A 14,907-nucleotide genomic window follows, 5' to 3' on the forward strand; every position below is an offset into this window, starting at 1 on the left:
TGACAATAAACGGGTTGGGTAACGGTCAGTCGTGATCACGGTCCGCTGTGTGCGGGTCGATCCCGGTTCGGGAGGGTCTCCTACTGGAGACCCGGGCTCACGGGCGGGCGGCGCCACCCGTGACGTTCAGCATGGAGACGGCGGTGTCGACGGCCGCGGCCACGTCGTCGTCTGCCGGGTAGAGCAGGGCGCGGCCCACGACCAGGCCACGGACTCCGGGGAGCAGCAGCGCCTTGCGCCAGGAGGTGTACGCCTGGTCGGGGGTGTCGCCGGGGTCGCCGCCGAGGAGCAGCGTCGGCAGCGTGGTGGCGCGCATGACCCGTTCCATGTCGTCGACCACCGGGATCTTCAGCCAGGTGTAGGCCGAGGTCGCGCCGAGCGCCTGGCCGACGCTGACGGCGTGGATGACCCCGTCGGGCGAGAGGTCGTGCCGGACCACGCCGCCCTCCGCGCGCGACCAGAACGGCTCGACCATCGCGACCAGCCCGTACCCGGCCAACTCGGTGACGGCCGAGGCGCACGCCGTCAGCGTGCGGGCCGTAGCCGGGTCGCCGAGGCCGATCCGGCACAGCATCTTGCCGCCGTCGAGCCGCATCCGCACGATCGCGTCGGTGTCGTAGGCGGTGAACCTGTCGTCGAACTCGAACGCCGAGCCGTGCACCCCACCCCGGTTCATCGACCCGATGACGATCTTGTCCTCCAGCACGCCGAGCAGCAGCAGGTCCTCCACGACGTCGGGCGTGGCGAGCAGCCCGTCGACGCCCGGCCTGGCCAGTGCCGTACACAGGCGGTCGAGCAGCTCGACCCGGCTGCCCATGGCCAGTGGGCGCCCGCCGACGCCGAGCGAGCCGCGCGCGGGGTGGTCGGCCGCGATGATCAGTAACTGGCCTTCGCCGGACAACGACCGGCGACGCCGTACGGCTGCCGCGTCGGCGATCCGTTCGGGGAAGCGGGCCCGGATCTCCAGCAGCCGGCGGTGGTCCTCATCACGCATTCGCGAGCCCCGCCAGGTGCGCCAGACCGGCCCGGACGGCCTCGGCCGGCCCCTCGCCGGGCGGCGGCTCCGCCGAGAGGACCACATCCTGCTCCATGACGTACCACCCGTCGTAGCCGGCCGCCGACAGGGCGGAGACGATCGCGGCGACGTCCACGTCGCCCTGGCCGAGCGGGCGGTAGAGCCCGGCCTTGACCGCCTCGGTGTAGGTGAGGTTGCCGGCGTGGACCTGTCCGGCCAGGTCGGTGTCGACGTCCTTCAGGTGGACGTGCGCGATCCGGTCCGCCGCCTTGGCGGCCAGCGCGGCCGGGTCGGACCCGCCCACCAGCAGGTGACCGGTGTCCAGGCAGAGCGGCACGGACGAGCCGTCGAGGACGCGATCGACCTCTTCCGGTGTCTCCACCATGGTGCCGACGTGGGGGTGCAGGGTGACGAGCCGGCCGTACTGCTTCGCCTCGCGTTTGATCTTCGACAGGTTGGCCAGCAGGGTCTTCCAGCCGTCGGCGTCGAGGTCGGGGCGCACGTCGTAGCCCGCCACGCCGGTGGCCGCCGCGAGGACCACGACCTCCACTCCGCCGTCCCTGAACCCGCGCATCGTGGCTCGCAGGATGGGCAGGGGGTCGTGCCCGGGGTCGTGCAGCACCACGGGGGCGAATCCGCCGATGCCGGTCAGGCCGTGCTCCCGCAGCAGTGCCGCGCGGCGGACCGGCGACGGCGGGAGGAAGCCGGGCGGGCCCAGCTCCGTCGCCGTCAGGCCCAGCTCGGCCATCTCCGACAGCACCCGGACTCGGTCGAGCTGGTAGCCCCAGCCCGGTACCTCGCAGACCCCCCACGAGATGGGAGCTCCCGCGATCTTCATCTGAACACCTCCGCGACGCGGACCCGGCGCCCCTCACGGCGGGACAGCTCGGCGGCCTCCGCGATGAGAAGGGCGGCGAGCGCGTCCTCGATCGTGCACGGACTCTCAGCGTCCCCTTGGGCCGCCAGCAGAAACGCGTCCAGCTCGGCGACGTAGGCGGGGCGGAACCGGGTGACGAAGTCGGGCCATGGCTCCCCGGGCGGCTGCAGCCCTTCCGAACTGGTCAGCGGGACCCGCTCGTCGAGGCCGACCGCGCGGGTCTGCAGGGTGCCGGCGAGCTCCATCCTGACGTCGTGGCCCGCGCCGTTGTAGCGGGAGCCCTGCAGGGTGACCAGCGTGCCGTCGGTGAGGGTGAGCAGCGCGGCGCTGGTGTCGACGTCGCCGGCCTCGGCGAAGAACGCGGCCCCGCGGTTGGCGCCGGTGGCGTAGACGGTCTCCACCTCGCGTCCGGTGACCCAGCGCAGGATGTCGAAGTCGTGGATGTGGCAGTCGCGGAAGATGCCGCCCGAGGCCGGGATGTAGCCGGGGTGCGGGGGCGCGGGGTCGGCGCTGATCAGGTGCACGCGGTGCAGTTCGCCCAGTTCGCCGGCCCGCAGCGCCGCCCTGGCCGCCGCGTAGCCCGCGTCGAAGCGGCGCTGGAAGCCGACGTGCACCAGGACGCCGCTCTGCTTGGCGGCCTCCAGCACCCGCACGGTCTCCTCGACGCCGCCGGCGACCGGTTTCTCGCAGAACGCCGGGACACCCGCCGCGCACGCCCTGGTCAGCAGCTCGGCGTGGGTGGCGGTCGGGGTGGCGATCACCACCGCGTCGGCTTCGAAGGGCTCGCCCGTCCGGGCTCCGTGCCTGCGCACCGCCTCCCGCTCACGTTCGGGGTCGGCGTCGGCCACGATGAGTTCGTCCACCCTCGGGTTTCCGGCCAGGGTCGCGGCGTGGAACGCCCCGATCCTGCCGAGACCCAGCAGGCCCACACGCATGATGCCTCCGGAGGTGGTTTTGTGCCGGACTTCCAGTTCTAGGCGACCACCGGAGCGCCGTCAAGATTATGTCCTGACATAAGGACGAAGCGTCCTGGACGCCCCACCCGCCAGCGCAGCCGCCAGCGCCCCGACGACGGACTCGGCGCGGTGCCCGGGAAGACGGGAGAAACCGACGACCATGGCGGGCGGCCCGGGTGCGACGCGCATCGGCGCCACCGGCTCGGCCGCGATCCCGGCCGTCCTCGCCGCCTCGACGGCCGTCCGCTCGTCCCACCCGTCGGGCAGCTCCAGGTAGACGTGCAACCCGGCGGACACGCCGAGCACTGTGACCTCGGGCAGGTGCCCGGCCAACGCGCCGACGAACGCGTCCCTGCGCCGCCGGTACTCCCTGCGCATCCGGCGCAGGTGCCTGTCGTAGCCGCCGGTCCTGATCACGTGGGCCAGCGCGTACTGCTCGATGACCGGGGAGCCGAGGTCCAGCTCGGCCCGTGCCAGCCGTACCAGCTCGGCGATCTTCGGTGGGGCCACCACCCAGCCCAGCCGGAGTCCCGGCGCGAGCGGCTTGCTGACCGAGCCCGACAGCACCACCCGGTCGGGGGCCAGCCCCTGGAGGCAGCCGACGGGGTCGCGGTCGAAGCGGAACTCGGCGTCGTAGTCGTCCTCCAGCACGATCGAACCTGTCTCGGCCGCCCACGCCGTCAGCTCCGCCCGCCGCCCCGGCGACAGCACCACGCCGGTGGGGAACTGGTGCGCGGGCGTCAGCAGCACGGCCCGCGCGCCGCTCCTCGCGAGCGCGGCCACGTCGACGCCCTCGCCGTCCACCGGCACCGACACCAGCTCGACCCCTGCCGCCCTCAGCAACGGCAACTGCCGCATGCTGGTCGGATCCTCCACCGCCAGCAGGGGCGACCCGAGCGCCCGCAGAGTCAGGCTGAGTCCCTGGGCGACGCCGCCGACGACCACCACGTTGCCGGGCGTCACGTCGGCCGCGCGCACCCGGCGAAGGTAGGCGGCGAGTTCCTGCCGAAGCTCGGCGACCCCGCCGGGATCGCCGTAGTCGAGGGCGTCGCTCGGCATCGTGGCGAGGACGTGGCGCAGGGCGGAGAGCCAGCGTTCCCTGGGGAAGGCGCCGAGGTCGGGCGAGGTGGCCCGGTGCCCGTGGAAGGAGTCGCCCGGCGCGGCCTCGGTCACCGGCGAGCGAATGGCGGCGGCGGGCGCGACCATGGTCCCCGCGCCGACCCTGGAGAGCAGGAAGCCCTCCGCGACCAGCTGTTCGTACGCCTCGACGACCACCCCGCGGGAGACCCCCAGGTCCCTGGCCAGTTCGCGGCTCGCGGGGAGCCGCACCTCCGACGCCAGCCGTCCCTGCCGGATGGCCGTCCGCAGCTGCCCGGAGATCTGGGCGGCCATCCCGCCCGCCGCGCGGTCGAGCGATACGTGAAGGTCACCCAATTGGTCCTCGATTCGGCTGTCTGATTGGACTCATCGAGTGTGCCATTTACTTCCTAGCATCTCGCGTATGAGCACAGAGCACAATCAGACCGGCAATGTGGCCAAAGCGGCCACGGCCATGTTCCTGGTCGGCACCCTCGCGGGCGTCTCCGGCCTGATCCAGGATTACCCGGTCTACGGCGGGCAGGCGATCCGTTACGCGGTCGGGACGGTCATCCTGCTGGCCGCCGCCCGGCTGCTCCGCCTCGGCTTCGTACGGCTCACGCCACGCGAGACGCTGCTGGTCACCGCGCTCTCACTGCTGGGCCTCGTCGTCTTCAACGTCTGCGTGATCGAGGCGACCAGGCACGCGGGCCCGGCGCTGGTCGGCACGGTCCTCGGCACGGTCCCGCTGGCGCTGGCCCTGCTGGGCGGCCGCCGCCCCGCCGCGCACGTGGTGACGGGGGCGGCCGTGGTCGTGGCGGGGGCGACGCTCGCGACCGGTCTCGGCAGCGGCAACCTGCCCGCCCTGCTGTGGTCGCTCGGGGCGCTGGCCTGCGAGGTGGCCTTCTCGCTGCTGGCCATCCCGCTGCTGCCCAAGCTCGGCGCCATCCGCGTCTCGGTCTACTCCACCGCGATCGCCGTACCGTTCCTGCTGGTGACGGGCGTGGTGGCGGAGGGCGCGGGCATGTTCCGGGTGCCCACGGCGGCCGAGGCGCTCGGTCTGGCCTACCTGTCCGTCGTGGTCACCACCGTCGCGTTCTTCCTCTGGTACAGCGCGCTCCCCCGCCTGGGCCCCGCCGTCGCCGGGCTGTTCGCCGGGCTCATCCCGGTCGGCGCGATCATCGCGGGCGTCGTGCTGGGCGTGGCCACCCCCTCGTCCGCCGACCTGCTCGGCGCCGGCCTGGTCATCGCGGGCATCGTCATCGGCCTGTACGGCAGGCGCCGGCGAGCCCCGGTCCCCGCCGTGCCGGTCCCCGCGACGTCCACGGCGGGGCGCTGAGGGGGTGCCGTACGCTCTAGGAAAATCGAGGAGGACCGAGGAACGATGCCCGAGTTCGACTACACCGACCTGCTGCCACTGGGTGCCGATGAGACCGAGTACCGGCTGATCACCACGGAGGGGGTGCGGACGGTCGAGGCGGCGGGGCGCACGTTCCTTGAGGTCGACCCCGAGGCGCTGCGACTGCTCACCGAGACCGCCGTGCACGACATTTCCCATTATCTCCGGTCATCCCATCTCGCCCAGCTCCGCAAGATCATCGATGACCCCGAGGCCAGCGGAAACGACCGCTTCGTCGCGCTCGACCTGCTGAAGAACGCGTCGATCTCGGCCGGCGGAGTGCTCCCCATGTGCCAGGACACCGGCACCGCGATCGTGATGGGCAAGCGCGGGCGGCACGTCCTCACCGACGGCAGGGACGCCGAGCACATCTCGCGCGGCGTCTACGACGCGTACACCCTGCTCAACCTCCGCTACTCCCAGATGGCCCCGTTGACCATGTGGGACGAGACCAACACCGGCAACAACCTGCCCGCCCAGATCGAGCTGTACGCCGAGGGCGACGACACCTACAAGCTGCTGTTCATGGCCAAGGGCGGCGGCAGCGCCAACAAGTCCTTCCTCTACCAGGAGACCAAGGCGGTCCTCAACGAGAAGCGCATGCTGGCCTTCCTGGAGGAGAAGATCCGGTCACTGGGCACCGCCGCCTGCCCGCCGTACCATCTGGCGGTCGTGGTCGGCGGGACCAGCGCCGAGTTCGCGTTGAAGACGGCCAAGTACGCCTCGGCCCGTTACCTGGACACCATCCCCACCGAGGGCTCCCCCGCCGGGCACGGGTTCCGCGACCTGGAGCTGGAGAAGAAGGTCTTCGAGCTGACCCAGAAGCTCGGCATCGGCGCGCAGTTCGGCGGCAAGTACTTCTGCCACGACGTGCGGGTGATCCGGCTGCCCAGGCACGGCGCGTCGTGCCCGGTCGCCATCGCCGTGTCGTGCAGCGCCGACCGGCAGGCGCTCGCGAAGATCACACCGGAGGGCGTCTTCCTGGAGCAGCTGGAGACCGACCCGGCCCGTTTCCTCCCCGAGACCACCGACGAACACCTGTCGGACGACGTCGTCCAGATCAACCTCAACCGCCCGATGCCCGAAATTTTGGCCGAGCTTACGAAATATCCGGTCAAGACGCGGCTCTCGCTCACCGGTCCCCTGGTCGTCGCCCGCGACATCGCGCACGCCAAGATCGCCGAACTGCTCGACGCCGGCGAGGAGATGCCCGCCTACCTCAAGGACCACGCCGTCTACTACGCCGGTCCCGCCAAGACCCCCACCGGCTACGCCTCCGGCTCCTTCGGCCCCACCACCGCCGGCCGGATGGACTCCTACGTCGAACGGTTCCAGGCCGCCGGCGGCTCCCTCGTCATGCTCGCCAAGGGCAACCGCTCCAAGCAGGTCACCGACGCCTGCGCGACCCACGGCGGCTTCTACCTCGGCTCCATCGGCGGCCCCGCCGCCCGCCTCGCCCAGGACTGCATCAAGAAGGTCGAGGTCCTGGAGTACGAGGAGCTCGGCATGGAGGCCATCTGGAAGATCGAGGTCGAGGACTTCCCCGCCTTCATCGTCGTCGACGACAAGGGCGACGACTTCTTCACCGACGACACGGGCCCAGTCCTCTCCATCCGCCGCCGCACCTGACCCGGCCACCCCGACGCCCAGGCGACACAGCGGTCCACATGGTGAACGCCGGCAAGACCGGCCCCACCATCGCGGACCGCCACCGCCCGTACGGCGAGCCTCCGCGCGAACCACTACCCGGCCGCCCAGGCCCTTGTCACGGCACGACGGGTTGGGGGTGGTGGCCCGCGTCAGCTGCCGGTGTACATGCGGGCCAGATCGACGAGCTCGACGTCGGAGCGTTTGAGTGCCAGGAGGGCCAGGTCACGGGTGAACCCGGAGCGGCTGAAGAGCAGCAGTCTGGGCGACTCGCCGACCTTGGCACTGGGCAGCAGGCCGCGCAGGTGCTCCAGGCGCTGAAGCTGCGCCGTGCCCATGGGGGCCAGTGTGGCCTTGGCCTCACCGATCGCGGTGATCCGGTCGGTCGCGAAGGAGGCCCTCTCGGTCACGACGATGTCGAGTTCGTGGCCGCCCCGGTGGTCACGGCACGGGATCTCGGTGGGACGAACGGTGCTGGCCGTCCCGCCGAGCGTCTCGGCGTCGGCGTGGTCGAAGCACCACTGGCGCGCGAGATCCTCGAAGTGCGGGCCGTAGATCTTCCCGGCGACCGTGTCCGCGTTGGCCTCCCAGACACGACCGGCCCGCCCTGCGACCAGTTCCGGTTCGTGCCGCTGGGTGACCAGTTGGTGCAGGCGGACGACGGGTTCGGCGATGTGGAACACGCTGCGCTTCTCACGCAGGGCGTCGTCGACCTGTTCGATCAGGCCGATGTCCTGGAGCCCGGCCAGCAGGTGGGCCATCGCCCCGCTGGGCCTGCCGAGCGCCGCCGCGATCTCCGACCTCCTGCGCTTGCCCGTGCTGAGCGCCGCCAACGTGGCCGCGTACGAGGTCGGGTCGGTGATGGACGGCTCCTCCCGCAGCAACAGCCCGCCCTCGCGGAACATGGCCGATGCGGGATTGAGCAGCCTGCGCGCCACCCAGCGGTCGAACGCGCCGACGTCAGCGGGCCCCGTTCCGCCGCACATCTCCAGGTAGGCAGGCGTTCCGCCGACCAGGGCGTGCAGCCTGAAGGCGAGTTCGGGATCATGGTCCACCTTCCAGAAGGCGGCCGCCTCCCGGAACCTGAACGGCCTGACGACGAGTTCCATCGAGGCCCGGCCACGCAGCGGCGCACCGCCGCCGAGCAACTGGGCCATCGTGCTGAGGGCGCTGCCGCAAAGGATCAACCTGGTCCGGGTGTGTTCCTTCGCGTATCCGAGCGGGCTCAGCGTCTGCTGGAGGTACGAGGGCAACGCCGGCGTGGTCGCGACCAGATAGGGGAACTCGTCGATGATGACCGGCACCGCTCGTTCACCGCCGAGGCGCAGCAACTCCTCCAGGGCGTCTCGCCAGGTCGCGAAGAGGACAGGCCGGCGTAACCCCAGAAACGCGGCGTAGGCGGCGCCGAGGTCCGCCAGGTTCTGTGCCTCGGTCTGCTGGGTGGCCGCGAACAGAAACCCCCCGGTCTCCCTGGCCAACAGTTCCAGCATCAGCGTCTTGCCCTGTCTGCGACGCCCATAGACCAGTCCGAGGGTCGCGCCTGAGACCTCGGACCCGGCGAATTCGGCGAGCTCCTCCCACTCGACATCACGCCCGAAGAGGCGCTCCGGCTTGCTCGTCATCTGACCGCCTCCGATTATGATAGTTACAGCTATCATAATCGGAACAACCATTGTTGGCCCCTCAGACCTCTTCCAGGGCCTGGCGGAGGTGGGCGGCGGTGAGGCGGCGGTTGTAGGCGGGGGTGTCCGGCTGGAAGCGCCGGCCCTCGTGGAGCGGGCCCACGTCGACGACGTCGAAGCCGAACGAGTCGATCAGGTCGGCGACCGTTTTCCTGGCCGTCGCGTCGTCGCCCGCGATGGGCAGGGCACGCCGTTCGGGGTGGCCCGCCGGCAGGCCCTCGTCGGCGAGGTTGGCGTAGTAGATCGCGTTGAACGCCTTGACGACCTGGGCGTCCGGCAGGTGGGCGGCGAGCAGTTCGCTGCTGGTCGTGCCGCCGTCGTCGATCTCCGAGAAGTGGCCGTCGCGCGACGGGTAGTAGTTGTTGGTGTCGATGACGATCTTCCCCGCCGTGGGCTCGACCGGCACCTCCGGATACCTGCCGAAGGGGATCGTCACCACGACGAGGTCGCCCTCCCCGGCGGCTTGAGCCGAGGTCCCGGCGCGAGCCCCGGGCCCCAGCCCGGCCACGAGGTTCGCCAGGGTGTCCAGCCCGCGCGAGTTGCTGAGGATCACCGTGTGACCGGTGTTCAGGGCCAGCCGCGCGAGGGTCGCCCCGATGTGCCCGCTGCCTACGAGTCCGATGTCCATGCCGCTGTCATACCCCGCCGGATCGCTTCGCGATAGGTCACGAAGCGGTGGCCGGCGGTCTCGTACGCCCCGCACCGCGCCGGCGACGCCGTCACGGCGGACAACGGGGGAGCACGAGACCCCCTGCGGACCATGCCGAACTCTGCCATCATGACGCAGTTGCAATTCACTCGCAATAGTGTGTGAGACCTAGGTCCATCGGCCGATGTAATTGCGACATGGTTGCAATAGCGTCGAGCCGGTAGAGATCAACAGGAGGCTGACCATGGGGAACTACACCCTTCCCGACATGCCCTACGACTACGCGGCACTGGAGCCCGCGATCACCGGTGAGATCCTCGAACTGCACCACGCCAAACACCACGCCGCCTACGTCAAGGGGGCGAACGACACTCTGGAGCGCCTGGCGGAGGCCCGCGACAAGAGTGAGTACGGCGGGCTCGTCGGGCTGGAGAAGACCTTCGCCTTCCACCTGTCCGGCCACGTGCTGCACTCGATCTTCTGGGAGAACCTGTCGCCCGACGGCGGCGACCGGCCCGACGGGGAGTTGCGGGCGGCGATCGACGAGCATTTCGGGTCGTTCGAGGCTCTGCAGAAGCAACTCTCCACGGCGACGAGCACGGTGCAGGGCTCCGGCTGGGGAGTGCTGGCCTGGGAGCCGCTCAGCCGGCGGCTGATCGTCGAGCAGATCTACGACCACCACGGCAACGTGGGCCTGAACACCACCCCGGTGCTGGTCTTCGACGCCTGGGAGCACGCCTACTACCTGCAGTATCGCAACGTCCGCCCTGACTACGTGGATAAACTGTGGGGTCTGGTCAACTGGGACGACGTGTCCCGCCGGTTCGCCGAGGCGAGCAAGGTTCACTAAGATCAGTAATTTGACCTGACTCAAGATCTCAACAAAAAACCGGCCCTGTCTCTACAGGTCGCATTACGCAAATCGGTAAGCTGCCACTCATGCGTGCGCCCTCGGGATACCTTCTTGCCGCGCGCTACCGGCTATCGGAGCCTGTTGGACGTGGCGGCATGGGCACCGTTTGGCGCGCACGCGACGAGCTTCTCGACCGTCAGGTGGCTGTCAAGGAGGTGCGTCTCCCGCTGGTCCTCGACGAGGATCTGCGAGAGGAGTTGTGCGCGCGCACCGAACGAGAGGGCCGGGCGACCGCGATGGTCGCCCATCCCTCGGTGATCACCGTCTTCGACGTGGTCACCGAGGACGACCGGCCGTGGATCGTGATGGAGCTGCTCCAGGCGAGATCGCTGGAGCAGCTCATTCGCGAGGAGGGGCCGCTGCCGCCTCGCAAGGTCGCCGAGATCGGCAGGCAGGTCCTCGGCGCGCTGCGGGCCGTACACGCGAAGGGCATCCTGCACCGCGACGTCAAGCCGAGCAACGTGCTGGTGACCCACGACCGGGCGGTGCTGACCGACTTCGGGCTGGCCGCGCTCGAAGGGGACGCGTCGATCACCCAGGCGGGCATCGTGCTCGGGTCGGCCGGATACATCGCCCCCGAGCGGGTGCTGGGCGCCAAGGCGAGCCCTTCCGGCGACCTGTGGTCGCTCGGCGCGACCCTCTACACCGCCGTCGAGGGCAAGGGCCTGCACGGCCGCCGTACGGCTGCCGCCGCGCTCGCGGCGCTGACCAGCGGTGAGCCGATCCCGATGGAACGGGCGGGCCCGCTGGCCCCGGTGCTGTCCGGTCTGCTGCGGATCGCCCCCGATGCCCGGCTCGACGCCGCCAGGGCCTCGCTGATGCTCGCCAGGGTGGCCGCAGGCGGTTCGGCGGAGGAGCCGCTGGCCCAGGCGGCGCGCAAGTCGGTGCGCAACTCCACGCAGATCCCGGTGCCGAGCTTCGCGCGGCGGCCCGCCCATCGCGGGCTGCACCGCGCCGAGGCCAGGCAGCAGCAGACGGTGGTGGCCCGGCCGATCCAGGCCACGATGCCGCCGCCGCCGATCCCCGCGCCTCGCGGGCATCGCCGGCCGAGCGAGGGGGTGCACCGCAAACCGGTCGACATTCGCCCGGCCCCTCGCCCGCTCATCCTTCGTATGTCAACATTTATCCGACTGGTACTACCTCGTCGGTTGTGGCCCAGAGAGCTCCGCAAGCGAGGCTAAAGCGCTTCTTAACCCAGAATGGCTATCGTCTACACATGCCGGAACCGCACACGCGCCTGCTCGCCGATCGCTACGAGCTGATCACCCCCATCGGCCGGGGCACCATGGGCACCGTTTGGCGCGCCCACGACCGCTCCCTCGGCCGCGAGGTCGCGGTGAAGGAGATCCGCCAGGAGCCGGGGCTCGGCGAGGAGCAGCGCGCGGAGCTCAGGGCACGCATGATCCGCGAGGGGCGTACGGCCGCCCGGATCAACCACCCCTCCGTGGCCGTCGTCTACGACGCGATCGAGGACTCCGGCAGGCCGTGGATCATCATGGAGCTGGTCGACGCGCGGTCCCTGGAGCAGGTGATCGACGAGGAGGGCCCGCTGCCGGCCCGGCTGGTCGCCGAGATCGGCTCCGACCTGCTGGGCGCGCTCCGGGCCGCGCACTCGCAGGGCATCCTGCACCGCGACGTCAAGCCGGGCAACGTGCTGCTCACCGAGACCGGCCGCGTCGTGCTGACCGACTTCGGCATCGCGAAGGCCGTGGGCGACGCCAACCTCACCAAGACCGGCATGGTGATCGGCTCCCCCGGCTACACCGCCCCCGAACGCGCGCGCGGCGACCACACCGGGCCCGAGTCCGACCTGTGGTCCCTGGGCGCCACGCTGTACTTCGCGGTCGAGGGCAGGCCCGCCTACGAACGTTCCAGCGTGGCCGAGACCCTGGCCGCGCTGATGACCGAGAGCGCCGACGCGCCGACCCAGGCCGGGCCGCTGCGCCCGGTGCTCGAAGCGCTGCTGGAGAAGGACCACACCGTACGGCTGTCGCCGTCGAAGGCCGCCGCCATGCTGCGCGCGGTCGCGGACACACCGTCCTCCGAACCGGTGGAGATCCCCGAGGACGAACCGGAACCCAGACCGGCTCCCGGGCGGGTCCAGCGGCCCGCTCTGGGTCCGGGTCAGTCTCAGCGACCTGCGCAGCGACCCGGCCCGGGTCCGGCTCCCCGGCCCGCCGGGCAGGAGTTCGATCCGAACAAGACGATCGCCGTCAGACGCCCCAAGGCCACCCCGGCCCCCAAACGCCCGCCGATCACCCCGTCCGGTACGGCGTCGCCTGACGGGCAGCCGACGTCCGGCCCGCGGGGCGGCGTCCCCGGCGCGGCCATCCCACCGGGCAGCAGCGTCCCCGGCTCCGCCGGACCACGGGACCGCACCGGCCCGCCTGCCGGCCCCGGCGCCCCCCGTCCCCCCGTGCCCCCCGCCCGGCGCCCGTCCGGCCCGCCCCTGCAGCCCGGCCAGCGCCCGCCAGGCAGCCCTCCGCCGTCCTCCGCCGCCCCCAACCAGTACGGGCAGCAGGCACCCCGCCACCCCGCCTCAGGACTGCCGATGGGCGGCTGGCAGCCGGGCACCGGACCGCAGCAGGGACCGCCCACGCCGTACGGCACGCAGCCCAACCCGGCGGTCGCGGGACCGCCCGCCTCGTCCTACCCCGGGATCCCCGTGGCGGGTGTGCCCGGCTCCGGCCCGCCGGGACCGGTGCCGCCCGCGCCCCCGGGGAACTCCTCGAAGGGACTGGGCACCGACCTGTTCGCGATCGCCGGGCCGTCCCGGCCGGAACCTGCCCAGCGCGGCAACCGGGCGGGCATCTTCGCCCTGGTGTGCCTGGCCGTACTGGCCATCGCCGTGATCATCATCCTGGTCACCTCCACTTTCAGCGGGTGAGCCGGGCGCGGGCCGACGGCCTGCCTGCTTCGGGGACGCGCGGCCTGGCGGGCTGAGCCACGCGCCGCGTCTCCGGGCGCGCGGGGCAGACTGGGAGGCATGAGCGAGTTTCGGATCGAGCACGACTCGATGGGTGAGGTACACGTCCCCGCGGCGGCCAGGTGGCGAGCCCAGACCCAGCGGGCAGTGGAGAACTTCCCCATCTCGGGCGGAGGGCTTGAACCCGCCCATATCGCGGCGCTGGGCCTGATCAAGGCGGTCGCCGCCGAGGTGAACGGCGAGCTGGGCGTGATCCCGAAGGAGCTGGCCGAGGCCATCGCGCAGGCCGCGACCGATGTGGCGGAGAACGAGTGGGACGCCGAGTTCCCCATCGACGTCTTCCAGACCGGTTCCGGCACCTCCTCCAACATGAACGCCAACGAGGTGATCGCCTCGCTGGCCGAGGCCCGGCTGGGCCGTCCCGTCCACCCGAACGACCACGTCAACGCCTCGCAGTCGTCCAACGACGTCTTCCCCACGTCCATCCACGTGGCCGCCTCGACGGAGACGGTGTTCCACCTGATCCCGTCCCTCGAACACCTGGCGACGTCGCTGCGCGCCAAGTCGATCGAGTTCAGGGGGGTGGTCAAGTCGGGGCGCACCCATCTGATGGACGCCACCCCGGTGACCCTCGGCCAGGAGTTCGCCGGTTACGCCACGCAGATCGAGAACGCCGTGACGCGGGTCAACTCGGCGCTCACCAGGGTCACCGAGCTGCCGCTCGGCGGCACGGCGGTCGGCACCGGGATCAACACGCCGCCGGGGTTCGCCCGGCGGGTCATCGCGGGGTTGCGCGAGACCACCGGGCTGCCGTTCACCGAGGCGCCCGACCACTTCGAGGCACAGGGTGCGCAGGACTCGATCGTCGAGCTGTCCGGCCAGCTCAGAGTGACCGCGGTGAGCCTCAACAAGATCTGCAACGACCTGCGCTGGATGGGCTCGGGACCGCGTGCGGGACTCGGCGAGATCAACCTGCCCGACCTGCAGCCGGGCTCCTCGATCATGCCCGGCAAGGTGAACCCGGTGGTCCCCGAGGCCGTCTGCATGGTCAGCGCGCAGGTCATCGGCAACGACGCGGCGATCACGTTCGCGGGCGCCGCGGGCACTTTCGAGCTCAACGTGATGCTGCCGGTGCTCGCCAGGAACATCCTGGAGTCGATCCGGCTGCTGGCCAACGCCTCCCGGCTGCTGGCCGACCGGTGCGTGCACGGCATCACGGCCAACGTCGAGCGTTGCCTGGAGTACGCGGAGTCCTCGCCCTCGATCGTCACGCCGCTCAACACCCACGTCGGCTACGAGGAGGCCGCGAAGATCGCCAAGCAGGCGCTGGCCGAGCGGCAGACCATCAGGCAGGTCGTCGTCGACCGGGGCCATGTGGCGAAGGGCACCCTCACCGAGGAGCAACTCGACGCCATTCTCGACGTGTTGTCGATGACCCGGCCGCCGCGCGAGGACTGATCCACACAACAGCCGCCGAGAGTATGTCGGCCACCCCCATGGGCGCGGCCGACATGGGTGCCTAGTGTCGGCGAACATGACGGCTGATCTGTCGGGGGGCGCTTCCGTGGCACGCGAACCGGCCGGGCACACGACCGCGGTGACGAACGACGCACCCCCCGCGCACGGACCGTCCGCACCGCCGGGCGGCCCGCTCGGAGGGCACGGACCGGCCGCGCGGACGGCCGCGGTGACGAGCACACACGAACCGGCCGCGCGGACAGCCGCGGTGACGAGCACACATGAACCCGCCGCGCGTACGACCGCTG

General features: G+C 71.2%; 12 protein-coding genes. 6 read left to right on the forward strand and 6 right to left on the reverse strand.

Features of this window, described 5'->3' with window-relative positions:
• Positions 1-97 precede the first annotated feature (97 nt).
• From MBA17_RS26300 to pdxR, 4 genes are all read right to left on the reverse strand, one after another.
• Positions 98-994 (reverse strand): Cgl0159 family (beta/alpha)8-fold protein, encoded by an 897-nt coding sequence (locus tag MBA17_RS26300; protein WP_238499254.1) that lies wholly within the window; start codon positions 992-994, stop codon positions 98-100.
• A complete protein-coding gene (locus MBA17_RS26305) occupies positions 987-1,853 on the reverse strand; it encodes a TIM barrel protein (protein ID WP_238499255.1) in 867 nt (288 codons plus the stop codon). The genes MBA17_RS26300 and MBA17_RS26305 overlap by 8 nt, the downstream gene beginning before the upstream one ends.
• Positions 1,850-2,827, reverse strand: coding sequence for a Gfo/Idh/MocA family protein (locus tag MBA17_RS26310; RefSeq protein ID WP_238499256.1), 978 nt, complete (start codon positions 2,825-2,827; stop codon positions 1,850-1,852). The genes MBA17_RS26305 and MBA17_RS26310 overlap by 4 nt, the downstream gene beginning before the upstream one ends.
• A 66-nt stretch (positions 2,828-2,893) precedes the next feature.
• Positions 2,894-4,282, reverse strand: coding sequence for a MocR-like pyridoxine biosynthesis transcription factor PdxR (pdxR, locus tag MBA17_RS26315; RefSeq protein ID WP_238499257.1), 1,389 nt, complete (start codon positions 4,280-4,282; stop codon positions 2,894-2,896).
• Positions 4,283-4,349: 67 nt separating this feature from the next.
• On the opposite strand from pdxR, the gene MBA17_RS26320 reads away from it, so the two are divergent.
• Positions 4,350-5,264, forward strand: a complete 915-nt coding sequence (locus MBA17_RS26320; protein ID WP_238499258.1) for a DMT family transporter — start codon at positions 4,350-4,352, stop codon at positions 5,262-5,264.
• A 45-nt stretch (positions 5,265-5,309) separates the two neighbouring features.
• On the forward strand, positions 5,310-6,953 hold the full coding sequence (locus MBA17_RS26325) for a fumarate hydratase (protein ID WP_238499259.1): 1,644 nt from the start codon (positions 5,310-5,312) through the stop codon (positions 6,951-6,953).
• A 170-nt stretch (positions 6,954-7,123) separates the two neighbouring features.
• On the opposite strand, the gene MBA17_RS26330 is transcribed toward MBA17_RS26325, so the two are convergent.
• Both MBA17_RS26330 and MBA17_RS26335 read right to left on the reverse strand, forming a co-directional pair.
• Entirely contained in the window at positions 7,124-8,593 is a 1,470-nt protein-coding gene (locus MBA17_RS26330; RefSeq protein WP_238499260.1) for an AAA family ATPase, read from the reverse strand.
• Positions 8,594-8,654: 61 nt separating this feature from the next.
• Positions 8,655-9,281, reverse strand: coding sequence for an NADPH-dependent F420 reductase (locus MBA17_RS26335; RefSeq protein WP_238499261.1), 627 nt, complete (start codon positions 9,279-9,281; stop codon positions 8,655-8,657).
• Positions 9,282-9,546: 265 nt separating this feature from the next.
• Here MBA17_RS26335 and MBA17_RS26340 point away from each other — a divergent pair, with 265 nt between their 5' ends.
• The 4 genes from MBA17_RS26340 to MBA17_RS26355 all read left to right on the forward strand — a co-directional run bounded on the left by MBA17_RS26340 (position 9,547) and on the right by MBA17_RS26355 (position 14,599).
• Positions 9,547-10,152: a superoxide dismutase gene (locus tag MBA17_RS26340; protein WP_238499262.1), complete on the forward strand. Its 606-nt coding sequence runs from the start codon at positions 9,547-9,549 to the stop codon at positions 10,150-10,152.
• A 158-nt stretch (positions 10,153-10,310) separates the two neighbouring features.
• Entirely contained in the window at positions 10,311-11,396 is a 1,086-nt protein-coding gene (locus MBA17_RS26345; RefSeq protein WP_238499263.1) for a serine/threonine-protein kinase, read from the forward strand.
• On the forward strand, positions 11,366-13,102 hold the full coding sequence (locus tag MBA17_RS26350; protein ID WP_455432854.1) for a serine/threonine-protein kinase: 1,737 nt from the start codon (positions 11,366-11,368) through the stop codon (positions 13,100-13,102). Before MBA17_RS26345 ends, MBA17_RS26350 begins: the two co-directional genes overlap by 31 nt.
• A 99-nt stretch (positions 13,103-13,201) precedes the next feature.
• On the forward strand, positions 13,202-14,599 hold the full coding sequence (locus MBA17_RS26355; RefSeq protein ID WP_238499265.1) for a class II fumarate hydratase: 1,398 nt from the start codon (positions 13,202-13,204) through the stop codon (positions 14,597-14,599).
• The last annotated feature ends 308 nt before the right edge of the window (positions 14,600-14,907 follow it).

Origin of the sequence: Dolomitihabitans soli (genome assembly GCF_022213955.1) — a bacterium.
Lineage (GTDB): Bacteria > Actinomycetota > Actinomycetes > Streptosporangiales > Streptosporangiaceae > Streptosporangium_A > Streptosporangium_A soli.